Annotated in this window: 14 protein-coding genes; 13 read left to right on the plus strand and 1 reads right to left on the minus strand. The window is 41.3% G+C overall.

What is annotated here, in order from left to right; all coding sequences use genetic code 11:
* Nucleotides 1–11 precede the first annotated feature (11 nt).
* The 13 genes from P2W72_RS09735 (at nucleotide 12) to P2W72_RS09795 (ending at nucleotide 23,232) form a co-directional block, all read left to right on the plus strand.
* Nucleotides 12–1,265, plus strand: coding sequence for an amidohydrolase/deacetylase family metallohydrolase (locus P2W72_RS09735; RefSeq protein WP_276361534.1), 1,254 nt, complete (start codon nucleotides 12–14; stop codon nucleotides 1,263–1,265).
* Between the two features lie 299 nt (nucleotides 1,266–1,564).
* Nucleotides 1,565–2,110 carry a sigma-70 family RNA polymerase sigma factor gene (locus tag P2W72_RS09740; RefSeq protein ID WP_276361537.1) on the plus strand — a complete coding sequence of 182 codons (546 nt, stop codon included), beginning with the start codon at nucleotides 1,565–1,567 and terminating at the stop codon, nucleotides 2,108–2,110.
* 176 nt (nucleotides 2,111–2,286) lie between these two features.
* Nucleotides 2,287–3,273 carry a FecR family protein gene (locus tag P2W72_RS09745; protein WP_276361539.1) on the plus strand — a complete coding sequence of 329 codons (987 nt, stop codon included), beginning with the start codon at nucleotides 2,287–2,289 and terminating at the stop codon, nucleotides 3,271–3,273.
* A 293-nt stretch (nucleotides 3,274–3,566) separates the two neighbouring features.
* On the plus strand, nucleotides 3,567–6,941 hold the full coding sequence (locus P2W72_RS09750) for a SusC/RagA family TonB-linked outer membrane protein (protein ID WP_276361542.1): 3,375 nt from the start codon (nucleotides 3,567–3,569) through the stop codon (nucleotides 6,939–6,941).
* A gap of 44 nt (nucleotides 6,942–6,985) precedes the next feature.
* A complete protein-coding gene (locus P2W72_RS09755) occupies nucleotides 6,986–8,653 on the plus strand; it encodes a SusD/RagB family nutrient-binding outer membrane lipoprotein (protein WP_276361545.1) in 1,668 nt (555 codons plus the stop codon).
* Between the two features lie 236 nt (nucleotides 8,654–8,889).
* Nucleotides 8,890–11,151, plus strand: coding sequence for a hypothetical protein (locus P2W72_RS09760; protein ID WP_276361547.1), 2,262 nt, complete (start codon nucleotides 8,890–8,892; stop codon nucleotides 11,149–11,151).
* Between the two features lie 51 nt (nucleotides 11,152–11,202).
* A complete protein-coding gene (locus P2W72_RS09765; RefSeq protein ID WP_276361550.1) occupies nucleotides 11,203–12,447 on the plus strand; it encodes a M28 family peptidase in 1,245 nt (414 codons plus the stop codon).
* A gap of 49 nt (nucleotides 12,448–12,496) precedes the next feature.
* Complete coding sequence (locus tag P2W72_RS09770) at nucleotides 12,497–13,861, plus strand: DUF4861 family protein (RefSeq protein WP_276361553.1); 1,365 nt, start codon at nucleotides 12,497–12,499, stop codon at nucleotides 13,859–13,861.
* A gap of 62 nt (nucleotides 13,862–13,923) precedes the next feature.
* Entirely contained in the window at nucleotides 13,924–15,399 is a 1,476-nt protein-coding gene (locus P2W72_RS09775) for a neutral/alkaline non-lysosomal ceramidase N-terminal domain-containing protein (RefSeq protein WP_276361556.1), read from the plus strand.
* Nucleotides 15,400–15,453: 54 nt separating this feature from the next.
* Nucleotides 15,454–18,651 (plus strand): heparinase II/III family protein, encoded by a 3,198-nt coding sequence (locus P2W72_RS09780; RefSeq protein ID WP_276361558.1) that lies wholly within the window; start codon nucleotides 15,454–15,456, stop codon nucleotides 18,649–18,651.
* Between the two features lie 68 nt (nucleotides 18,652–18,719).
* Nucleotides 18,720–19,451 (plus strand): carbohydrate-binding family 9-like protein, encoded by a 732-nt coding sequence (locus P2W72_RS09785; RefSeq protein WP_276361561.1) that lies wholly within the window; start codon nucleotides 18,720–18,722, stop codon nucleotides 19,449–19,451.
* 249 nt (nucleotides 19,452–19,700) lie between these two features.
* Complete coding sequence (locus tag P2W72_RS09790) at nucleotides 19,701–21,455, plus strand: amidohydrolase family protein (protein WP_276361564.1); 1,755 nt, start codon at nucleotides 19,701–19,703, stop codon at nucleotides 21,453–21,455.
* 436 nt (nucleotides 21,456–21,891) lie between these two features.
* On the plus strand, nucleotides 21,892–23,232 hold the full coding sequence (locus P2W72_RS09795; protein WP_276361567.1) for a neutral/alkaline non-lysosomal ceramidase N-terminal domain-containing protein: 1,341 nt from the start codon (nucleotides 21,892–21,894) through the stop codon (nucleotides 23,230–23,232).
* Between the two features lie 692 nt (nucleotides 23,233–23,924).
* Here P2W72_RS09795 and P2W72_RS09800 read toward each other — a convergent pair.
* Nucleotides 23,925–24,575 (minus strand): DUF6266 family protein, encoded by a 651-nt coding sequence (locus P2W72_RS09800; RefSeq protein WP_276361570.1) that lies wholly within the window; start codon nucleotides 24,573–24,575, stop codon nucleotides 23,925–23,927.
* Between the last annotated feature and the right edge of the window lie 560 nt (nucleotides 24,576–25,135).

The following is a 25,135-nucleotide window of genomic DNA, read 5'->3' on the forward strand; positions in this document are numbered from 1 at the left end:
CAGTATCTGAAATGATTCGTAAAATATTTATCCTGTTAACTGCACATTTTTTACTGTTTGCAGTAAGTTATGCACAAAGGCCTTATAGTATTGTAATTAAGGGTGGGCATGTGATTGATGCAAAGAACAATATCAATGAGCTGATGGATGTTGCAGTTAAGGATAACAAAATTGTTCGTGTAGCTAAAAATATAGATACAGCACAGGCCTTACAGGTAGTAAATGCAAAGGGAATGTATGTTACCCCGGGCCTGATTGATTTACACGGGCATGTTTTTTATGGTTTTGATCCGGATAGTTATCTGAGTGGAGGAACAGTGGCGGTATTACCCGATCAGTCTACTTTCAGGGCGGGTGTAACCACTATTGTAGATGCGGGTGGTGCCGGATGGAGGTCATTTGGAACTTTTAAGAAGAATATCATAGATGTATCTAAGACCAGAGTTCTTTCATTGCTGAATATAGTAGGAGAGGGAATGAGAGGAATTGAAAAATATGAACAGAACGTAAATGACATGGACGCGCGTCGTACAGCCGATACAGCGCTTGCACATAAGGATTATGTTGTTGGATTTAAAGTAGCACATTTTACCGGGTCAGAATGGACACCTATTCAGCGTGGTGCAGAGGCTGGTAAGCTGGCAGATATGCCTGTAATGATCGATTTGAACAGCCTTTATTTCTCTATTGAAGAACTGTTTACTAAATACCTCCGCCCCGGAGATATTTATACACACACCTTTATACAGTCATCAAGAGGGGTGGTAGAGCCAATTGTTGACCTTAAAACAAAGAGATTTAAGCCCTTTGTACTTGAAGCTCAAAGAAAAGGGATCATATTTGATGTTGGTTTCGGCGGCGGGAGTTTCAATTTTAATCAGGCACTTCCTGCTCTTAAGGCTGGGTTCTATCCTAACACTATGGGTACAGATATTCATCAGGGAAGCGTGAACGGTGCCATGAAGGATCAGATGAATGTATTATCTATATTTTATGCAATGGGTATGAAAATTCCCGATCTGATTAAAGCCAGTACCTGGACTCCTGCCCGGGTAATAAAACGTACAGAACTGGGTAATCTCTCGGAAGGTTCAGTTGCAGATATTGCAATCATCAGTATGCGAAAAGGTAATTTTGGATTCAGAGATGTTGCCGGGAATAAATATTCAGGTACTCAGAAGTTTGAATGCGAGATGACTATTCGTGATGGTAAGGTTGTTTATGATCTGAATGCTATAGCCGGACAGGTTCGTAAATCCAATTAATCTGGTAACTTATTCGATACCAAATCCCTTTTTTAACACCTAATAGGCAACTAATTAACATTAGTTGTGATTTGTGAAAAAAAACAGGTATAAATCTCTTGTTTTTTCGGGTACGTAAACGTAAATTACATTAGTATTCTAATAAGCTCAGTCTGAGTATTATATAAATAATCTCAGAATACGCTTTTTGATGAGCAAAGAAGGAGGTGTTTGACAAATTCTCCGATTTGATTTTAACTAAAGAATGATGGAATGTTAGTATAGGTTTAAATGTATATTTTGATTAAAGAACGTTTATAATGGAAAATAATAAGCCGGAACTTCATGATGACGGGTATTTATTACTCCAGTTGCAACAAGGTTGTAAAACTGCTTTTAATATCCTGTATAACAAGTATTGGGAGCACACCTATTCAAATGCCTATAAACGTTTGCAGGATACTGAGCAGGCAAAAGATATTGTTCAGGAGATCTTTGTAAGTATCTGGATGAACAGACAAAATTCAATAACAAATCTGCCGGCATATCTTAGTATCTCAGTTCGTAATCAGGTATTTAAACTAACTGCAAAAAACAAAAACCTGTCTCCGTTTATTGAGGCTTTTGAAAATATACCGGCTTCTAATCAAAAGACAGATTCTAATATTCTTTATGATGAATTTTACAGGGCTTATGAAGCCTTGTTGCTTAAACTCCCGCCTAAACGGCAGCAGATATTCAGATTAAGGTTTCATGAAGATATTCCAACTAAAACAATAGCTGTGCAGATGCGGATTTCCCGCAAGACGGTTCAAAATCAATTGGGGAAAGCAATTGATCAGTTGCGTGTAATACTTCAGGATTAATACTTCATCATTTTATTTAGGTTTCTTTCTTAACAGTTTGCTTAATTTTTGTTTTATCCGGCATTCTTGCCTTTTCATAATTAAACCAGGGGTTTCAAAAAAAAATATTTTCTTAAACAATAGGACATTCCTGAAAATTAAGGTCTTAATGTAAAGTTCAGTCTTGAATTTTAATTATGAACAGATCTTATATACTTGAGTTGTATCATAAATACTTAGCAGGAAAGGCTTCAAAGGAAGAACGCGAACTGCTTTTAAGTCATTATGAACTGTTTGATTCAGAATCTGACGGGCTGGATTCACTGTCTGATCTTGAAAAGAAGGTTATTCGTGATGAAATTGAAGAAGAAATCAGACAAAAGATTTCCGCAGCAGAGAAGACAGTTAACTCACTGTCTAAAAAACGTTATTTATGGATGACTGGAATTACTGTGGCAGCTTCACTGCTTATATTCTTTAGTATTTCCATTGTTCAAAATACCTCTAATAAACCTCATGTTTCAGGTTCGGTCTTATCCAGGTTAACTCAGGAAAAGGAAAATCGTTTGATTCGCTTACCTGATGGCAGTTCTGTAATTATCAGTGCGGGCAGTAAACTGAATTATCCATCATCATTTGATGGATTAGCAAAAAGGGAAGTCTATCTGGATGGGGAGGCTTATTTTGATGTAAAGCACAATTCGGTTAAGCCATTTGTAATCTATACCGGCAAACTTAAAACAACAGTTTTGGGGACTGCATTTAATATAAGTGCATGGTCAGATTCAGATGATATCACAGTTACAGTTGCCAGAGGTAAGGTAAAAGTAGAGGATCTTGATAATAAGACTATTGGTGTAATTACTCCTAACCATCAGATTAAATACGACAAAATTAATACGAATATCGTTGAGAAAGAGGTCAGCAGTCCTGAATACCTTAAATGGAAAGAGGAGGATCTTTTGCTAAGCGATGTTTCTGTTGCTGAGGCAGCTGAATTACTGGAAGATCGTTATAAAGTGAAGATTCATATCTCTGATAATCAGATTAAATCAAAACGCTTTACAACAATTGTTAGAAAAGAAGAAGCTCTTGATAAAATTTTGAATAGTATTTCGGAATTTAATGATGCAGTTTATAGTTATGATAATGATAAATCGTCGATTATTATTAATTCGAAATAGATAAATGATCAACTTTTAAAAACTTAAACCTCAGTCTATGTCCCCAGATCTACCACCATGAAAAACCCCTGAACTCCTGATTGCTCAGAGTTTCAGGGGTAGCATTGTTGCCTGACTGCCATCAGGATACAATTGTTGTTTTAAATTCTGCATGAAGATTTAATCATGCAATTCGATAACTTTTAAAACGAAGTAAAATTATGATTTTTTTTACACTACTTGCTGAACGTCAGCAAACGGACCTGTTTCCATTTGATCTGAAGCTTTTATTCAGATCGATATATCGATTAATTATGCAGCTCAGATTAGCATTTTTTATAATCCTGACTACATCAATCCAGCTTTTTTCGGCACCTCCGGTAAAAAGTCAGGCTATTGATAAAGTAGAGATAAGCCTCGAGTTGAAAAACGAGTCTTTGATTAAAGCTTTTCAAAAAATTGAAAAGCAAAGTCCTTTTCAGTTTATGTATCGTTTGGCTGATGTCAGGGAAATCAATAAACTGGAAATGCCAACAGCAAAAATGTCTGTTGCTGAAGTGTTGAATCAGCTTCTGGCAAATACCTCGCTTGACTACAGACAGGTTGATAACCGCATCCTTATTATGAGCAATCAGAACAAGCTTAAGGGTGAATTACAGAATAACTTAGATGTTGTTGTACGCGGACAGGTAACCGATGCCAAAGGTGAAAGCCTTCCGGGTGTTAGTGTTAAAGTTAAAGGTACAGAAATAGGAGCTTCTACAGATATTGATGGAAGGTATTCTCTGACAGTTCCTGATAATGCAACTCTTGTATTTACCTATATAGGTTATATAACTAAAGAGGTTGCTGTAAACAGCCAATCCACAATAAATGTTATTCTTGAGTCAACTTCAACTTCTCTCAGCGAAGTTGTTGTAACTGCATTAGGTGTTAAGCGTGAAGCAAAATCACTGACTTATGCTACACAGGGTGTAAGTGCAAAAGAACTGACAGAGACACGTACTTTGAATGTTATGAATGCCTTACAGGGTAAAGTAGCCGGTATGAGTATTGAAACAGCCGGTACAGGTTTGGGTGGCCAGGCTCGTGTTGTTCTGAGAGGAAACCGTTCAATCTCAGGAAACAGTGGTCCCCTTTATGTTGTTGACGGAGTTCCAATGAGCACAGCAATAGCTAACTTTAGTCCGGATAATATTGAATCTATCAACGTATTGAAAGGTCCAAATGCTGCAGCCTTGTATGGCAGTGCGGCTCAGAATGGGGTTATTATTATCGAAACTAAAAAAGGTAAAGAAGGTCAGGTTCAAATTAGCGTGAATGAAACATTCCAGACAGGACAACCTCTTCTATATTTCAAGCCTCAGAATGAGTATGGACAGGGAGTTACAGGTGTATATAATGCAACAGCTGAAGAATCCTGGGGGCCAAAAATGACCGGTCAGATGGTGAATCATTGGTCAGCTGCTCCCGGTAAAGCAGGAACGCAGTATGCATTCTCACCTCAGCCAAATAATTATAAAGATGTATTCCAGAACTCAACTTATGTGACGCATAACGTTACTGCCTCAGCAGGTTCTGCAAATACACAAACGGCATTTTCTTATACCAGAGAAGATGCAAAAGGATTGATGCAGACTAATAAGTTAAGAAGAGATAATGCATCTATCAGGGTAACCAGCAAGTTGAAAAAATGGCTTTCACTGGATACCAAATTAAATTATATCCGGAACGAAATTGATAACCAGAACGGAACCGGAGATAATGCGGCTAATAACCCATATATGAATATTTATCGTTTACCGCGAAATATTCAGTTTGATGATCTTAAACAATTTGAATATACTGACGCAGCCGGTGCTAACAAGCAAAACTTCTGGAATCCGGGCTCTACAATAGGCAGGAATCCATTCTGGATCATGAACCGTGTTGTTAATTATGAAACAACAGATCGTATAATTGCCTTGGGTTCATTGACCATTGACTTTACTGATAAATTAAAATTAATGGCAAGAACATCGTTTGATGGAGGATCCAGCACTACTGAAAGAAAGGCATGGATTGATTCTTATGGTGGCGGACAGGATAATTTTGGTAGCTATAGTGCCAGCATTACCGGTCCGGGTCAAATCTGGAACCATGATGCCCTTTTGACTTATAATAGTAACATCACCAAAAATCTGAATGTTTCAGCTTTGGCTGGTGGTACTTTAAGAAAGACAGATGGTTCAGGTAGTATCAGTGCGAGTACACAACAGGGACTGATTATTCCTAACTTCTTCTCATTTGGTAATACAGCCCTCACTCAGGGTGCATTTAATCCGGCCACAAGACAAGAGTTACAATCCCTGTACTTCTCAGGTAATTTTGGATGGAAGAATTATCTTTATCTTGATATCACCGGACGTAACGACTGGAGTTCAACCCTTCCTGCCAACAGCCGGTCATATTTTTATCCATCTGTAGGTCTTTCTTCAATTCTTACAGATATGATCCCGGGGCTACCTGATGTGATTTCATATGCAAAGCTTAGGGCTTCTTATGCCAAAGTAGGTAACAGTGCCTCACCTTATCAGTTAAACCGCTCTGCTGCCTTTGCAGGAACCGGTGGAAATTATGGTTTCATCACTTTAGGGGCTATTTTGCCTAATGCAAATCTTAAACCGGAAACTACTGAAGGATATGAAGTTGGATTGGATACCCGCTTGTTTGATGGTCGTTTAGGACTGGATATCACAGCCTACAAAACCAATACTTTTGACCAGCTGTTTACAATTAGCTTACCATCGGGTTCCGGAGCGGCTTCCTTTTTTACTAATGGTGGAGACGTACAGAATACGGGAGTGGAGGTTGTATTATCGGCCACACCAGTCCAAAATGCAAATGGCTTAACCTGGGACATCAGCACTAATTTCGGAAAAAATAAGAACTGGGTTAATAAGATCTCTGATGATCGTCCAAGAATAATTGTTGGAGGTGATTCATATATGTCTGATTTCGTAGTAGCTCAGGGACAGGAATTTGGTAATATTTATACCAGAGGATGGGCCAGAGATGCTCAGGGAAGCGTGATTGTAGGTGCTAATGGTTTGCCAAACCTGACTCCCGGAAGATCTGTATTAGCTGCCAATTTTAACCCTGACTGGATGGGTGCTATCACAAATAATTTTTCTTATAAGAATTTCAATTTTAGTTTCCTGATCGAGCACAGACAAGGTGGTAGTATGGTTTCCATTACCGATGGACTTCTGTACGGTGAAGGAATTACCAAAGAAACACTTGCGGGAAGAGAAGGTGGTTTAGTATTTGGAGAGAATTTATTTCCAAATGAGACCGGGGTGCTGGCTAGTGGATCACCGAATACCACTGCTATAAGTTCACAAACATTCTGGAGAACAATTGGAGGTAGAAATGCTCCGATAGGTGAAGCATTTATTGTCAGTGCAACAAATACCAGAGTCAGAGAAGCTTCACTTGGCTATACTTTCCCTAAGTCCATGTTGAGCAAGGTCGGATTTATCTCAGGTGCCAAATTATCACTGGTTGGAAGGAATCTGTTCTTCTTAAAGAGAACAGGTAACTGGGATCCGGAAATTCTTTCAGGAGCAGGTACTGCATCTGCAGGTTTCCAAACCTATGTTCCGCCAACTGAAAGAACTTTTGGTTTAAATCTGAAGATAGATTTTTAGTAAATTTTATCATTAATAATATTCAATTAGATAGTATTAATATCATGAAAATATCAAATCATATAAATAGAAGCGTGGCCTTTATGGCGATACTTCTTACCTTAGGGACAGGTTCATGTACCGACCAATTCGATGATCTCAATACTCCCCGCGCACAACTTACTGTTGAGCAAATGGATGCGAGTATGGTTGGATTTGCGTTCGCTGAGGCTCAGCATTTTGGAATGAGAGCCTGGTATCAGGGCAATAACCTTTTTGCCGGTGAATACTCACAGTTTCACGCTATTATTCATCCTAACTTTGCATCCGCAAATTTTAACGGTCCGGGCAGCTGGTTAAACTTGTTAATGGAAGGTTTTTATTCGAATACAGCTTATGGAGCTGCAGCGAACCAGCTTGATTTAGTTCTTAAAACAACCGCAGCAAAAAATCTGAAGGTTGAAAATGCGCTTGCCAAGATTTGGAAGGTTGCATTGTACCATCGTCAAACGGATTATTTTGGACCGATCATCTATTCTAATTTTGGTAATGGTAAAACTAGTGTTGCTTTTGATTCTCAAAAGGATATCTATTACGATTTCTTTAAGATTCTGGATGAGGCAGCAGTAGATTTGAGAGCTGCAAATCCGGCAGTCAAAATTTTCCCGATTAGTGGTGGATCTCATGATCTTGTGTACGATGGGAATGTGTTAAAGAATCTTAAATTCTTGAATTCTTTGCGTTTGAGACTGGCGATGAGAATCTCTTATGTTGAACCGGCTAAAGCTAAACAGGAAGCTGAAAAAGCAGTATCCGCACCGGAAGGTCTTATCACAAACAATGCAGATAATGCACTTTCTAAGGTTAAAATTGACGGTACCAATGTAAATAAGCTAAGCACAATTACTTATATCAGTGAATTTGTATTAAGCTCTACTCTTGCAAGTCTGATGAATGGCTATGAGGATCCCAGAATTCCTGTTTATACTCAGCCATGCTGCGGACGTTTAACTCCTGCCACTGCTGTATTTGGTGGGTTGGTTGGATTAAGAAATGGTAACCCTCCGGGGCAAAGAGGAACTAACCTCGATTTGCAATATTCCTATGTTGGGAAAAAATGGTTGCCGATTAATAACGGAGGTACCAATGAGCCCGATCATATTATGGAAGCTGCAGAGGTGTTTTTCCTGAGAGCTGAGGGTGCATTAAGAGGATGGAATATGGGTGGAACTGCACAGCAGTTTTACAATGAAGGAATCAAAGCATCTCTTAAATTCAGAGCTAATGCTTCAGATGCTGTAATTGATGCTTATGTTAACAGTACTAAGCTGCCTGCAAAACCATTAGATAGATTCGGTAAGCCGGATGTAAGAAATAGTCCTCCTGTAACTGATATTCCGGTCCTTTATGAAACAGCTGGAAGTTTTGAGAGACAATTGGAGCAGATCATCACTCAGAAATGGCTTGCGCTTTTCCCAATGAATGATACTGAAGCCTGGGCTGAACGTCGCAGAACAGGTTATCCAAGAGGTTATGCGATTATTGAGTCTGCTAATCCAGTTCTTACAAGAACTCAGCTGGCGAGAAGATTAATCTATCCACCAAACTCTTATTCCACCAATAAGGTGGCAACAGAAGCCGCTTTGGCTTTATTAGGTGGGCCGGATACTTATGCAACCAGACTTTGGTGGGATGCTAAGCCTTTGGCATCTTATCCAACTCCAACAGATTGATGTTTTTAATAGCAGTTATTGATTTTCAATAATCAATAACTGCTATTTTATTCTTAGCATAAAGTTTAATGATACTTTCCCCGAAAGGGGAAAGTATTTCTTTAATCAATCTCTGATGTGGGATCTAAATTATTGATTCAGAGCTCAGAGAGCCTTATTTAAATTCTCTTTATTTATATAAAGAATGTGCTCTCTTGTTAATTTTCTATGATCACAAACTCCATAATCTGATTAATATGAAAAAAGTTTTTACCCTTCTTTCATTATTGGTGATAAACTGTTTTACAGCAATCTCATTATTGGCACAGATTACTGTAGAAAGTAAGTCGGGATCTGCCGGCTCATTGAGAAATGATGATCTGAAAAATAACTCAAAGCTCAGGTTTAAGGAAAGTAAATTGGATGCCACAGGTATTGAGAAAGAAGCTCAACTGATCAGTTTAAAATTTGATCAAAGTAAGAATATAATCAGGATTCAGGAAACTGAACTTGTAGAAGATGACGCTCCGGCTGCAGGTCTTCCGGAAGGGTATAAAACATATACCAAAGGCCCTGTTGAATGGGTTGAAGATCTCAGAAAAGGAATTGTCATAAAAAAGATTTTATCTCTTGAAAATACTGCTGCAGGATCAGCGAGAGTAGTTTTCAAGGGAATGGAAGTGAAGGGAAACAAAGAACCACTTCATTTTTCTATCAATGGGGAAAAATTTATCAGGCCGGCTTCTCTTATAGCTTATCCTCAGGCCAGACAATATATAGACATGGCAGGTCTTGATCGCTGGTTTTACGTCGATCTTCCTGTAAATAAACTCCGCAAAGGGAATAATGAATTATTGATGTGGACCGAAAGTGATTCAACCTCATGGAGAGTTCTGATTGCCCATATCAACGAATTTAAACGAGGATCTCTTACACGTACCAGTCCGAACCGTTCTATGAAAAGTAGTAACGGAGGCCGGACCTGGAGCGATAAGCGACTGGGTGCAATGGATAATATTGATGGCGAATATTCAGTCAGATTGAGCTTAGATCGTTATTTACCATCCGGAGAGTATAGTTCTCCTTTAATAGATCTGGTGGATGGTGAAAATGCTTTAAAAAAGAGCATTTCAAATCTTCGGGTGCGCTTTCAGCCTGATTTTAACATACCTGCAAAAACAAGTATCAAAGCCTTCGTTCGTTTTGGATCGGGACCTGTTTTGGGAGATCAGACCTGGACTGAATGGCAGCTTCTTGAAAAAGATCGGGAGTATGCAATGGCAGACCGTCGTTTTATGCAATGGAAAGCTCAGTTAGAAACAAGTGATCTTTTAGAGAGCCCCTCAATAAAGGGAATGAACTTTATAGCCGAGTGGGAAGATCATTCATTGAATAAAAACTCCGGTGTTAATGCCAGAATTATCAATAACGGGAAAATCATTCAGTCTTCCTATCCATTCAGCTATGAAAATCTGAATCACCTAGATCTTAAGAGATACAGAGAAAGCCATAAACTTGATCAGATTGTCAAAGGCGCTTTATCTGAGTTTGAAATCATGATGCGTTTATTGAACTGGGCTTACCGGGTACCTCTGAGAAGTGAGGCTTATTCATGGAACTGGAACGATGTAACCCGTACTCCGGTTATTGCTGAGGGTACAGGTATGCCGCAGTTGAACGGCCCCTTTTTTAAAGGAAGACGAATGGTTGAAATGTGTCTGTATCCAAATCAGGCATTGATTGGTGCCTTGCTTTCTTTAGGTTATCAGGCACGTCATATTAATATTCATAGCGAAGGTGAGAGTGGGCATGAGGTTACAGAAGTTTGGTCAAACGAATTGAATAAATGGATCTATATGGATGCTACCCGCGATTACTATTATTTTGATCCGGAAACCGGCATTCCATTTAACCTGCTCGAGATTCATAATCTGCTTGCTGCAAAAATGCCCCGTGTTGAAGACTGGAAACGTCCATTTGCACCTGAAATTGGTAAGGAGCTGGTCAAAGGTCTGAATGTGGGTCAGCGGCAGGGCAATAATCCATTTTCGATTCAGGAGGGAGGAGGTACTCACATTCTGGAGATTATGGGACATTTCAGAATTATTCCAAGAAATGATTTTCTGTCAAATCCTTTACCTGTTCCGGTTCATACCGGTGATACGATGTGGGGCTGGGACGGATTCTTAAACTGGTATGATCAGGTTTTCCCAAAGAGGGATGAGTATCAAAGGTACTCTGACCGGGCCTCCGATTTTTATCAGCCTCTGAATCAGGCGAAAATCAATTTGATGGAAACCGATAAATCAGGTGTGCTGAAGGTTATCGTGGATAGTTTTACCCCGGGTGGTTCCGATGGCCTTCTGGTAAAGGTTAATGAAGATAACTGGCAAAGCCAAAGCCAAACGGTTTGGGATTGGCAATTGCTGGCCGGCCTGAATACAATTAAGGTTCGTACCAAAAATACCCGCGGTATACTTGGCCCGGTAAGCGAGATTCAGGTAAGTTATAATCCATAATAATTCAGAATAATCCCGGGCAGTTTAATACGGACCGGATCAGTCGGGAAAATGAATAAGATGATAAAAGACAGGAAACTTCAAAGGAGTGAATTTATAAAATTTACAGGCGGACTGGCATTTCTGTTGCTTGGCAGTAAGTGGCTGTTTGCTGATCCTACCTCTGCAGCTGATCTGGTCAGCACCGCACAGAAACGACAGTCTTATACCCTGGGTTTGTTGAAGAAGCTGGTCACAGACATCGGTCCGAAGCCAAGCGGAAGTAAAGCCTATGCCAAAGCTGCCCGGATTGTTTTTCAGGAGATGCGCCGGTCCATGGCAAAGGTTAATTATGATAAGTATGAATTTGATAATTGGGAGCCCATCAAGTGGACCAATCTCCTGGTTGGCGGACAAGCTATTGAAGCAGTACCTCAGAAAAGAGGATTTGGAACTTCGCCTCAGGGAATTAATGGAATTATTGCAAAACGTGGTACTGGATTTGCCATTCTGAATGAGCAAAACGGGGATGTTCTGGCTTATTTTTCTGTCAATCAGTATGGGAAAGCTATTGCCGGGTCAGGCCCCGGAGATCTTGACAAATCAGTTCCGGTTTTTGGTATCGGAAAGCAGGATATTCCTTTATTGGATAGAAGTGCCCTGAATAAATTACCGGCCGGTATCAGTGCAGAGTATCATCCTTTGCATAAGGCTCCCGGCATCAATGTCATTGGTCAGATCCCCGGAAAAAGTAAAAAGGAAATTCTGGTCATTGCTCATTTAGATACCATTTTTAATACTCCCGGAGCGAATGATAATACGGCATCGGTCATTGTGATGCTGATGCTTGCCCATGCAGCATCCGGAAGGCAAAATAACCATACCCTTACTTTTGTTGCTTCTGATTCGGAGGAGTATGTTTATGAAGGTGCTTATCATTATGCTAAGGGACGTATCGCAAACAATACGATTGAAGATATCCGGTATGTTCTGAATTTCGACTCATTGACTTATGGCCCGAATTTATGGATAAATTCTAAAGATCAGGGAGTTAAAGATCTGATCCGGGATATTCATCGGGATCTTAAGCTTCAAACTACCCCGATCTACTCTGAGAATGATGGGTTCGTCATGGACTCACTTCCTTTCAGGCCATCAGGTGCCAAAGCCCTGCACGCAAACAGCAGGGGGTATGATGAAAAAACACTGCCTGTTTATCACCGGCCTGATGATACCGCAGATAAAGTACCTCTTGATTGCGTAGAAATCGCCTTTCAGGTGTTTGACGAATTTATCAGGAGAATAGATAAAGAATGATTTAATGTTTAATAAGACAATTACCAAATACACAATTAATAATTATACTATGTTTTTTAAATTCAAGAAGAAGATCGCCGTATTAGGCTTGCTGATGCTGTCAGCAGGTATGGCAGATGCCCAGTCCAAAGCAGGATGGTACACAGAGGGAAAGGATTACGCACCTACCAGAAGGATCAAAATCAATGTAAGCAATCCTTTAAGTATTGCAGTAAAAGGAGCTCCGGTAGTAGTTCCAAGAAAGAGCCTTCCGTTTCAGAATATTCCTGAACGCTGGATAGGCATAGTTGATCCCAATGGCCCTTCTGATCCTGAACCAACGATGGAAGAATTGAAAAAGAATAGTGGTTATGTTAGAAGAAAGGAAACCTACGGACATTATGTAGAACTTCAGGTTGACGATAAGGATAAAGATGGTGTCTGGGATGAGATTTTTTTCATGACCGATCTTGCACCAAGAGAATCCAAAGATTTTTATATCTATATCGATCATTATGAGCGTGGAATGTATGAGCATAAGGTTCATGCCAACATTGCCAATTATGGACGCCATACTGTGCCGCTGTGGGAATCAAAGGATATGGGATGGAAATTATGGTATCCTCATGAGGTTGATCTTCATGGTAAAAGAGCACCGATGCTGACTGCCTATTATGAATATTCTACCAATAAATCAGGTTATTATATGCCCTGGGAGATGGGAACAGACATCATGACTGTAGCCAGCACATTTGGTGCAGGTGGTATGGCCGTGTTTGAAAATCCGAATGACATGGAAAATCCATCACGTGCCTATCATTCTCCATTTAAGAATAAAGGACCGTTTGATGATAGCCGTTTCACTTTCGACGTAGTTTACAATGGGCCGCTTCGCAGTATGATCAAGGTTACTACCACCAACTGGAATTCCGGTAAGGGATTCTATGAACTGGAACAATATTATACTGCGATGGCAGGAAAAAGCTGGACTACTGTTGAAAACAAGTTTACCAAATTTCTTCCTCCAAATGCCGATGCGAATTTTGGTGCCGGTATCAGAAAAATCATGAATGAGTATACCTCTGTCAATAAAAAGGGGATTGCAATTTCAATGGGTAAGGATATTGAAGCCAGAATCCCTGATGAGGATATTGGTGAGGAAGTACTGATGGTGCCATGGCAGGGGATTGGTATGGTGATCCGTGATAAATACAAGCCTGAATACAAAAGCATTAAAAACTTTGGAGGTAACCATGTGTTTAAGATGCCGGTTACCAGCGATCTGAGTTTTGAATACATGCTGCTTGGTGCATGGAGTCACGGGGAGGTAAACAAGAATGAGAAGGAATTTGTGAAATATGTAGATGATGAAGCTGTGAAATACAATAATCCGCCAATCATCAAGGTGTTCGAATTTGAAACAAAATCTAAATAATAAAACTGATCGGGGGAGCTGATACTCCCCCAATTCAGAAATCCTGCTTTAAAGTCTATTTTATGAAAAACACCTGTTTAAAAAAGATAGGGCTCCTTACGATGATGATGGCGCTTAATCTGTCACTGATTGCTCAGATTAAAGTTGGAGTTGCTGAAGCGATCATAACACCACCTAACCCCATAGGAGTAAAGATGGCAGGTTATGACAGGGGCACCAATACTTCTACGGGTGTTCACGATGATTTGTATGCCAGAGCTCTGGTTGTTGAAGGAGAAGATGGTACCGGTTCGGCCATGATTACTGTGGCTCTGGTCAATATGAATGAAGCAGTGATGGATCTGATCCGTACCGGTGTTAATAAGGAAACCGGTATTCCGTTTAAAAATGTGATTGTTTCTTCAACTCACACCCATTCCGGACCGATGATGGGTCCGCCGGATGATCCTTATGTCAAATTCTTTATCAGCAGGGCAATTAAGAGTGCTTCAGATGCCTGGAAGGGTAGGGTCTTGGGAAAGATCGGTGTTGGTTCTACTGAAGTTTTCGGTATGGCCCAGAACGACCGTCGTATGGAGTATGGAGGACTTCCTTCAGATCCTGAAGCCGCCGTAATCAAAGTTGAAAATGCAGCCGGTAAATTACTGGGTATCTTTTTTAATTATTCCTGTCATCCTTCAGTACTTGATCTTCATAACCTGAAGTTCACTGAGGACTGGCCTTATTTTACGATTAAGGGTATCAAGGAAAAGCTGCCTAAAGGGGTGATTGTTGGATATTTTCAGTCGGCTCAGGGCGATGCTAAAGTTGGATATCTTGCTGAATTATCGGCTGTCGGAGCTTATATGCAGGGTGTCAGAAGTTTTGAGTTTGCAGAAAAGAAAGGCAGAGTTTTAACAGATGCTGTTTTAAAGACAATTCCGGGAATAACTACCTCGGGAAAAATCGGTGTGAAAGTAGCTTATGATAAATTCAGTGTACCCAGAAGAACAACTTTCCCTATTTCACATGCCGAAGCCTTGATCTGGCAGGAAAAAGCCAAAGCCACGCTCGCTGAAAAGGAAAAACTGGTTTTATACTATCCAAAAGATCAGAATGGGGTGGATAAGTTGCAGGAAGCTGCGCGTGAGCTTTATGCCAATGGAAATCCCGGTAAATATATCGGTCCCCGTACCCTGGATAAGTTTAAAGTTGATTTATGGCTGGCAACCCAGGCCGTTAATCAGTCGAAAATGATTGAGTCCCTTCCTCCTAATCCCGCACCTTTTATGCTGCCAATGCAGGCTATCCGACTGGGAAATACGGTATTTGTTACTTTCCCTGCCGAAGTATTTTCAGACATCGGTGTCTCAGTTAAGAATCAGTCGCCATTTCCAAATACATTCATATTTGGTGTTGCAGGCGGCTATAACGGCTATATCGCAAGTGCTGCAGAGTTTCTTGAAGGGGGCTATGCAGTAAATGGCAGTCCCTATGCACCGCAGGCAGAGAAGGCAATTATTGATGCTTCCCTGGAATTAATCAGAAGAGTCAAATAAGTTTAAAGATAATTCATACCTCACCTCAGTAAAAAGATCCCCCGACATCTACCTATGAAAAAAATATTCATACTGGCTTTAACAATTGCTGCGCTTAGTCAGGCAGCATTTGCACAGGATAAGACAAAGCATGTTCCCTATACAATTTATGACAATTTTGATACCGGGGAGATGTTTACCTGGGAACCTTATCCTTATCAGCAGGACACAGGTTATGACCCATTGTTCGGAACAAAGAAAGAACCCGCTTTTGGGGGTAAAGGCAGTTCGCTTTCACGCTTGACCAAACCAAATGATGCCAATGATCTGACTCAGGGCTTTACCAAGCGTATTGATCTTTATTCTTTGCCTGATACGCGTTTAAAGTTTGCCTATTATTTCATGAGCGACCGAAAGCCGGAAAAGCTGGATGTTTCCCTGGGCACATTCGATGGAAGACTATTCACCCATACCATTTCTTCACCTAAAGCAAATACATGGGTTGAGGTAGATATTCCGCTTGAGTCATTCCTGCTCAATGAGAAGTCATTGAAAGACGGGGTGCGTTTGCAGGTGGTCGTGATGAAGGCCTTTTATCCGGTTGTGAATCATTTACCAAGTTACAGCATACTGATCGACGAGTTTAAACTTAATGGTGAGCGTTCCAGGCAGTTTATTGCCGAATCTCCAAAATCAACCTGGTTTGAGCAGTTTGGCCTCGCGGTATTGAATAAACATTATTCAAACGGAGAAACCATTTCCCTGAATATCAGTCCTGAGGCAGGTGAATCATTAAAAGAAGTCAGTGCTGAACTGATTAGCCCGGATCAAAAAGTAGTCTTAAGCAATATTAAATTTTACGATGATGGAAGTCATGGTGACCGGAAGGCAGGGGATGGTATCTGGTCAAACAATTCGGTTTATACCATTAAAGCATCAGACCCCCGCGGACAATGGAAGATCCGTACAACATCCGGAACCGGAATCAGTCAGTTTTCATGGGATCTTGGATTTATTGTACCGGTATCTGGTCTGGCAGCCGGAGTTCATCCCAGAGTATTCCATTCAGAGGCTCAGCTGGCAGCCCGTATGGCAGGACCGGAGCCAGAGCCTGCCAGGCGATTGTTGAATAACCTTATTCAGAGCTATAAGCCTTCCACGCTGGATATTAATACGCTTCCTGCGCAAAATATGACAGCTCCTGAGTCTGTAACCGGAGGCCCCTATGCAAGTGCCAGTATGGGCGGCTGGTATAATACCCAGAATGCACTGGCCAGAGTAATTAATAATGAAGCCTGGCAGTTTGCACTCACCAAAAATAATGAGGCCGCAGAAAGAGCGAAAGCTGCGCTGTTAAAGCTAAGTGTTTTACCTTCCTGGAATCATCCCTGGATGGAAGCCAACGGGAATCATACCTATTATCCGGGTGCTCCTGCGGCCATTGCTGCAGGTATAGGATACGACCTTTTGTATCAGGTACTCAGTGATGAAGAACGCAAAACCGTCCGTAAAGGAATTATGGATAAGTCGATCAAGCCATTTTATCGGGATATGGTCGAACTGAACCGGATGCCAACCAGTAATTCGAATCATATCGGGGTAATTCTTTCCGGTGTGGGCATTGCTGCAATGGCTGTTGCGAATGATGATCCCGATTTACCCGGTCTGGAACCTTATTTATCAGGTATTCTGGCTAAAACCAAACAGTTTATCGATCGCACCATGCTTCCTGAAGGAAGTTATAATGAGCCTTATACCTATCAGGAAATGGGGTACCGGGAACTGGTAGAGTTCCTGTATTCTTTAGAAAGAAATTTTGGTGTCGATTATACCTCTACCACTTATCTGAAAGAGTTCTATCAATATCCGATTTATGTGACACAGGCTAAAGACGGAGCTTATCAGGATCTGGGCGACGTTTCACACACCTATAGTTTTACTCAGCAGCCTATGCAATGGCTGGTTTATAAAATGAAGGATCCCTTCATGTATAAGTACGTCAAGCCGGCATGGGATTCAGGAAAGGCCAGAGGAGGGATTATTCCCTACTTATGGTATACTGAAGGGATTAAACCAATCGGTCGCGAAACTTTGCCTTTGTCCAAGCATTTTGAAGGCAGGGGGCATTTGGTGAGCAGAACTTCATGGGAAGACTCCGGAAGTATCCTGATTTTCAAATCCGGACCTAACGGTAATCATTTTCATGCCGATCAGGGTACTATTCTGTTAAGCCATAATGGGGAGGAGCTTCTGAGCGATGCCGGACATAGCAGTGATTATTATGCGAACCTTTATTTCCCGGGTTATTATACCCAGGCTATCGGACATAATGTGATGCTGGTGGATATGAATGCAGAGAGCCAGGCTGTGGGAGATTTTGAAAATGGGATTGCCGCACTCCGGACTTACCCTAAAATGATCCATGCTTTTGCAGGAAACAATGCAAGTGCCGCTGAAGGTGATCTGACCAGCGTTTATAAAGGTAAAGTGTCTAAATATACCCGTACTCTGTTGAGCTCTAAAAACGGACCGATATTTCTGTTTGATCAGGTGAAAAGCCCGGAGGCACATTCTTATAACTGGTTATTTCATGCGGAGCATACCAATGGAAAAAGCTCAATTACATATTCGGGTAATCGTATGACTATTAACCGGCCTCATGCCCGTCTAACAATGGATGTGCTTTCACCGGAAGCTTTAACACATAGAATCAGAAATTCAGACAGGGATGAAAGCTTTATTGCGATATCCTCAGAAAAGATGAAAGATGCTCGTTTTCTGGCGGTAATGATGCCTGAGTCTAAACCATCTTCCGGCGACTATATCCCAAGGCCTCAAGCTAAGCGTATAGACTCAAATGGATGGATTGGTGCTGTTCTGAACGATTCCAAAGCCGATTATTATGGGTTTTTCAGATCAGATGTGTCATCATCTGCAGATATTCAGGGCTTTAAAACCGATGCTTCCAGATTTACTGCGGCTGTTTCAGGCGGGAAACTAACTGAGACTTATTTTGAAGGGAAAAGTTTTGAAGGATATGGTTCAGGATTGAAATTTAGTGTTCCGGTTGCCGCTTCGGCTACGCTTAATGATTCAGGAACAGATTTGGAGATTAAATCTGAAAATTCTGCTGAACTTTTGATTTCGAAATCATCAAAGCCTGTATCAGTAATTCTGAACGGAATAAGTATAAATAACTGGAAATATGATCAGAATAGCAGGACAGTTTCAGTTGTTGTTCCCAAAGGACGGTCTAAAATGAGTATTAAATAGATTTAACTGAGTAGCGGTAGGATCTTATCCCGCTAAATCAAAGAGTTTTAAATCAATAAATTATAAAAATGATGAAAAAAATAGCCGCTGTTCTGCTTGTTGCATGGATTTTCATGCTTTCTGCTTCTTTTGCTTCCGATAAGCCCCTTGTATATAAGGTTAAGAAACTGAAAAGAGGGTTGAAAATTGATGCAAACTGGGATAAAGCACAGTGGAAGAATATCAATGAAATTCCGATCTCCAGATTTATGGGTGATTTACCGGCATTTCAGCCGGTGGTAAAAGCCAAAATGATGTATGATCAGGATAATCTGTATCTGATCTATAAAGTAGAAGATAAGCATGTCAGAATTCAAAATACGAAGTTCAACAGCTCGGTATCTACCGATGCCTGTGTGGAGTTCTTTTTCTCTCCTGATGTGGAATGGCCTTTGCGCTATTTTAATCTGGAAATCAATGCAGGTGGTACCGGTTTGATGGCTTATCATATCGAAGGCAAGCGAATTAATCTGAAGGAAGAGGACTTTAAGGGGGTGGAAATTGCTCATACCTTACCCAAATATCTTGAGAAGGAGATTGCTGAACCGGTAACCTGGTATCTGGAAGTGAAACTGCCTTTAGAAATGCTCAGGAAATACGGAAATGTTACGCAACCCCAAAAAGGGGTGACCTGGAAAGCCAATTTCTATAAAACATCAAGCAGAAGTACGAATCCGCATTATATCACCTGGTCTGAGGTAAAAAATCCCAAACCACAGTTTCATTTGCCGCAGTTTTTTGGGAGTATAATTTTTAAATAAGCGGTATAGGATCTGATTCAGGTTGATAAGCCGCATAATCCTGATTTAATATGAAAATAATAATCGGGTAGAAATTAATTTTAAGAAATCAATAAACTCAAATTTTTCAAGAACAGGTTTTTAAATTTCAACTCATATTTTAATTAATTTTTAAATTCAAACTTCTTTTGTAAGTCTTTTAACCTATTCAGATCAACCTTTCGGGAAAGAACAGAACAAAATTTTCAAAATAAATTAAATAAATATTCAATGTATAAATCCAGACGCGAATTCATTAAAAAGAATTCAATTACTTTACTTGGAACTACTGTATTATCAAGCACTTCAGGAAGTTTACTGGCATCAACAGCTGATTTTCTGGCGCCTCAGAATAAAGACCTGATGTTTTTTGATGCCTTTTCCCGTATCGGTCCGAGGAGGTATAAACACCCCGGCGAGAAATGGAAGCTGGAGGATCTGATCAAGGAACTGAACCATTGTTCCGTATCCGGTGCACTGGTAGCCTCTACTTTGTCACTGAGCTATGATGCGATGTATTCCAATCTGGAATTAAGCAATAATTTAAAACCTTATCCCAATCTCTTTGCGATCTGGAACGTATTACCACACCATACCAACGAATGTCTTCCTCCGGCTCAGTTAAAACTGAAAATGACGGAGCATAATGTACGGGCGGTTACCATCCATCCCAATTCCAATGGCTGGGACTGGAGTGCTCAGTCCAGTCAGGAGCTGATGAAGTATCTGAATGACAATAAAATCTTCACCATTACTACCGTCTCTGAAATTGGTGGCTGGAAAGAGTTGAACGAGTTTTTAGGCAGGTATAAATCCATTCCATTGCTGGTTTCCGGAATCAGCTGGGGAGAGCAGCGTTATGCGATAGGTTTACTGAAAGACCATCCGAATATGCATATCAGCTTTGACCGTCTGCAGATTAATGAAGGGCTTGAATTTTTATATAAAAGAGGACATATCAATCAATTGATCTTTGCTACCGATGCCCCAACCATGTCGGTAGGAGCGCACCGTACATATATCGACTATGCCGATATTCCGGATGAAGCCAAAGCCAAAATTGCCGGAGGAAACCTGGTTCGTCTCCTGAACGGTCAGCGTCCTCCGAAAGTTCATACCAATAAATCGGAAGATATTTTGATGACTGCCGTGCGTAACGGTAAACCGGTGCCGGTACCTGTGATTGATATGCACATGCACATGCTGCATGAAGGTATCAACGGAGCCGGAGGAACCGGTTATCACATGGAAAATGGCGGTCCGAAGGGTATTTTCAAAATGATGGAACGGATCGGTTGCGTGGGCGGCGGTTTCATGAGCTGGAACGGGGTAGTGAGTAATGACTCTGTACAGGGAAATAAACTGGTGAAAGAGGCTTTGGATGTTTCTCCGAAAGGTTTCTGGGGACTGGCAACTATGAGTCCGACACACTATACCCAGGAAGAGTTAGCTGTCATGATTCCTCAGGTTTATTCCGACAAACGTATTATTGGTATGAAACCTTATCATTTTTACGGAATGGAATACCATAATCCGGCTTATGATATCTGGTGGGAGTATGGAAGTAAAAATGGTTTATATGCATTGATTCATCCATCCCGTTCCGATTTATTGGAAGTTGAAAAGCTTGCCGCTAAATACCCGAATGTTCGCTGGGTGATTGCTCATGCCGGAGGCAGCTATAAAATGGCAGATATGGCCATTGCTGCAATGAAGAAATATCCGAATGTATTTGCTGAACTGACTTTAACCCCGGTTCCTTTGGGTGTGATTGAATACATGGTTGCGGCAGTAGGAGATGACCGCTTGTTGTATGGTTCCGACTTACCGATGCGCGATCCGCGTCAGCAATTGGGCTGGGTGGTATTCTCCAATCTTCCATTGGAAAGTAAGAAGCGGATTCTGGGAGAGAATGCCTATAAAGTAGTTGAGCCTTGTCTGAAGAATATGCCGGAACACAATATTCCGGTAGCATTCAGGAGGTAATCATACATGCGGATGGATGGGGTTTATAGTAGGGGAATGGGATCGATATTCGCCCGGATGTAATTTATCGTATTAAGAATGGGGTCGCGGCATTCGCCAAGGTATCAGTTTGAATAGCTGGAATTGGTTTTTGGCATTTGTTACGATGTAAGTTTGGATATGAAGAATGAGTTTTAGGTATCAGCCAAGATGTAAATTTGAATTTTAGAATGGGGTTTTGGCATGCATTACGATGCAAAATCGAATTTTAAGAATGGGGTCGCGGCATTCGCCACGATGACATTTCGTTATTTTAGGGGTGGGGAGATTCCGGCTCGGGGGCCGGAATCTGAAATCCGATAATATCATTCCGGACTTATATTAAATAATCAGATTGCGCCCATCCGGCCAAAGAACAAATTATAGATACGCAGAATTGCATCAAATGAATACATTAATGAGAAATCTTGTCGTGGCCAGTATGCTTTTTTCATCATCTGCTCTTGCTCAGATGCAGGTAGGTGTGGCTAAAGCCGATATTAGTCCTCAGGAATCTGTTCCGCTGGCAGGATATGGTGGCAAAACCCGTATGTCGCAGGAAATTGTTCATCCGATCTGGCTGAAGGCGATGGCTATTCGCGATGAACTCGGACAAACTTCTGTGATCGTTACCGCCGATCTGGTGGGAATGAGCGACAAAATGGTGGATATCATTGCTGAAAATGCATTTAAAAAGTACCGGCTACCCAGAGAACGTTTGATTCTCAATACTTCTCATAATCATTCCTGTCCGGTGACCGAAGATGTCCTATGGATCTATTACGAGTTTAGCGATCAGGAACTGGCAGCAAAAGACCGCTATACCCAAATGGTTTATCAGCGTTATGATGAAGTCATTGCCGCAGCTTTAAAAAATCTTAAACCGGCAGAGATCAGCTTTGAGCAGGGACTGGCCGGTATTGCTGTTAACAGAAGGAGATCACGCGGACCCGAAACCCGGGCTTTCGGCGGACAGGTGGATCAGGATGTTCCTGTACTGGCGGTCAAATCAGAAGGAAAACTCCGTGCCATTCTTTTCGGATATTCATGCCATACCACCGCACTGGGTGGCTTAAGCATCAGCGGCGATTATGCCGGCTTTGCACAGATCGAACTGGAGAAGCAATATCCGGGATCACTGGCCATGTTCGTTCAGAATTGTGGTGGTGATGCCAATCCGCTGCCCCGGATACGCGGGAATGAGGCTGAAGCAGTAAAACTCACTTCCATGTACGGACATATACTTGCCGAAGCGGTTAAGCAGGTGATTGCTGCACCGATGAAAGCCATCAGCGGTCCGGTAAAAGCGGTAATGGGAGAGACCGAGCTTTTCCTCAGACCCGGATTATCCCTTGCCGAGCTTCAGCAGAAATTACCGGGCCTCAGCGGGATGGCTAAAACCGAGATTGAGCATCAGATCAATCAATACAAAACCCTGGGAGCACCACCTGATCGCGTGAACTACCCGATCCAGGTATGGAGGTTTGGATCCGGCTTTACTTTTATTGCACTGACCGGTGAGACAGTAGTCGATTACTCTCTGAAATTCAAAGGCTTATACGGCTGGAACGATACCTGGGTATTTGGCTATAACAATGATTTGTTAAGCTATGTTCCCAGTCTGCGAGTACTGAAAGAAGGTGGTTATGAGGGCGATGCAGGAATGGCAGAATACGGTCACCGTGCACCCTATACCGAAACCGTAGAAAAGCAGATCAGCGATAAAGTGGAAGAGCTGGTGAAGAAATCGAGGGAATAGGTCCGGTAGAGATATGATTGTCTTGCCGAGGCGGGATCCTTTACTCATTCCACCACGTCATCCCGACGAGCGGGCAGCATTTTCATTCCTACCTGTATTCTTCCGTGAGGAGAGATTCTGTTGCCAATTGAGCAGGAAAAAGAGACGATCAATTGACTTGAAGAGGCATTGCAAATGCCTTTCTCGCTCATCCGCGTTGCAAACGCGGACGATAAGATTTTCAGCCGAAGTAGGATTCTAACCAACGTTCATATCAGACAAGCGGTGCCGAAGGACGTTTCAATCCCCAGTGCCAGAATGATCAAAAAAACAGAAGCTGATTCACTCAAAGTGCAATACCGAGCATTAGGCTTTGGGATCATATGCAGAGTGCTTTCATGAGGCAATATCCCCCAAAGACAGCGATCGCTGTTTTTTGATGTGGGGTTGGTTTGTGGCCAAAGGCACCTAGGGATTGAAAAAGGCTTTTGGTTACTTTTAGCCTATAAAAGTAACGAGCCCTCCCGGCGATAGAGGGAGGAATGGTTGTGGAAGTTTGGCTTGTATTTTATTTAAAATTTTGAAACAATGCCTTGTTGTAAAGGCTCAAATAAAAATGTTTTCTCTTTACAGGTTTAACCAAACATTAGTTATAGGCATTACAAATACCTTTCTTATTCATTCACCTTACAAACCCATACAAGTGAAGTCCTCTATAATTTCACCATTCCCACATACCTGCTATTCGCAATCCTCTGCCTGTCGTCAGAAATAAACGAAATCCAGATATGATGTTCTATCAAATGTCTAGACCTTTCAATCTTTACGATTTCATGTCCGGCTGAGCGCCTGGCACCGCTCATGGGACCAAAGGAAGCCCTTGTTTCTCTATCATAAATCATGATCATCACCTGATCATCCTCACGCAAATCTCCGTCTTCACCCGTATCTCCTGAATTATCCCTCCAGGAAATGATCCGCTGATCTTCCTGTTCCTCAATAGCTGCATCTTCTGCCCCGGGTAAATTACCCATACTGAAACGGAAAGCAGTATAATCGATCTCTCCTTCTTCATTAAAAGCATTCAGCATGTTCCATGACTTGGCCGAATTATGTGCAGAATTGTGATTGCGTTTAGCCTCCAGGTTGAACCCGATACGGATAAAAGGTAAAACCGGTCCGAGAAAATCTTGCATTTTCGAAAACCTCGACCGGCAGATATTTTGATTGGTTGAGCCTTTCCTGTTCTTAGCGGAGTATTTGGGTAAACCCCGGATTCTCCATTGACCATATTGAAAATATCCCACGACGCTTCCGGCCTTGCCGCTGAAGCCTCCATTCGAACCACCATTTAAAATAGCCATAGATGTTTATTTAAGTGTCTGTATTAAAGTTAGTTAATCTTAGTTATTCTGCAAATTTTGAACGAAGATTAGATGGATTATAGATGGAGTTTGGTCGGGTATAATTGTCATAAATCCGACCAAAGTCCGAATAATTTCCGACTAAAGCTCGTCGAAGCTGTGGTAACTTCTTATGCCTTTCTCACCCTTGGGGGTAATGGTTTATAGGTATAGGAGGGAGCTTGGAATTTTTTCAGGCTTGTTTGCCGATAAAATTTGGATAGAGAAGAACAGAGTGGTTCTGATATTTTCAAATTGAATTAGGTAGTAATACTTATTATTGGCATATTTAATGTTGGGCGGAAGATGTTCCTCAAGCTTAGTGATTTGGGTGGCTTAGGGAAGTTTTGGTATCCTTGTATACAAGTTACCTGCAAGCGTAGAGAAACGAACTGACAACAAAAAAATACTACAGTGAAAGACATTATAAACAAAATTTCATCGTACAACATATTTAACTACCTTTTTCCAGGAGTTTTGTTCGTAGTTATTGCAAAGAGTTTGACGGAATATAATTTTAT

This window comes from Daejeonella sp. H1SJ63 (genome assembly GCF_029360775.1).
GTDB lineage: Bacteria > Bacteroidota > Bacteroidia > Sphingobacteriales > Sphingobacteriaceae > Daejeonella.

Bases quoted from the DNA above. Each gene is read 5' to 3' on its own strand.
- P2W72_RS09765 (WP_276361550.1), top strand. From the start codon at position 11,203: ATGAATAAGATGATAAAAGACAGGAAACTTCAAAGGAGTGAATTTATA.
- P2W72_RS09755 (WP_276361545.1), top strand. From the start codon at position 6,986: ATGAAAATATCAAATCATATAAATAGAAGCGTGGCCTTTATGGCGATA.
- P2W72_RS09750 (WP_276361542.1), top strand. From the start codon at position 3,567: ATGCAGCTCAGATTAGCATTTTTTATAATCCTGACTACATCAATCCAG.
- P2W72_RS09795 (WP_276361567.1), top strand. From the start codon at position 21,892: ATGAGAAATCTTGTCGTGGCCAGTATGCTTTTTTCATCATCTGCTCTT.
- P2W72_RS09775 (WP_276361556.1), top strand. From the start codon at position 13,924: ATGAAAAACACCTGTTTAAAAAAGATAGGGCTCCTTACGATGATGATG.
- P2W72_RS09740 (WP_276361537.1), top strand. From the start codon at position 1,565: ATGGAAAATAATAAGCCGGAACTTCATGATGACGGGTATTTATTACTC.
- P2W72_RS09800 (WP_276361570.1), bottom strand. From the start codon at position 24,575: ATGGCTATTTTAAATGGTGGTTCGAATGGAGGCTTCAGCGGCAAGGCC.
- P2W72_RS09780 (WP_276361558.1), top strand. From the start codon at position 15,454: ATGAAAAAAATATTCATACTGGCTTTAACAATTGCTGCGCTTAGTCAG.
- P2W72_RS09735 (WP_276361534.1), top strand. From the start codon at position 12: ATGATTCGTAAAATATTTATCCTGTTAACTGCACATTTTTTACTGTTT.
- P2W72_RS09745 (WP_276361539.1), top strand. From the start codon at position 2,287: ATGAACAGATCTTATATACTTGAGTTGTATCATAAATACTTAGCAGGA.
- P2W72_RS09760 (WP_276361547.1), top strand. From the start codon at position 8,890: ATGAAAAAAGTTTTTACCCTTCTTTCATTATTGGTGATAAACTGTTTT.
- P2W72_RS09785 (WP_276361561.1), top strand. From the start codon at position 18,720: ATGATGAAAAAAATAGCCGCTGTTCTGCTTGTTGCATGGATTTTCATG.
- P2W72_RS09770 (WP_276361553.1), top strand. From the start codon at position 12,497: ATGTTTTTTAAATTCAAGAAGAAGATCGCCGTATTAGGCTTGCTGATG.
- P2W72_RS09790 (WP_276361564.1), top strand. From the start codon at position 19,701: ATGTATAAATCCAGACGCGAATTCATTAAAAAGAATTCAATTACTTTA.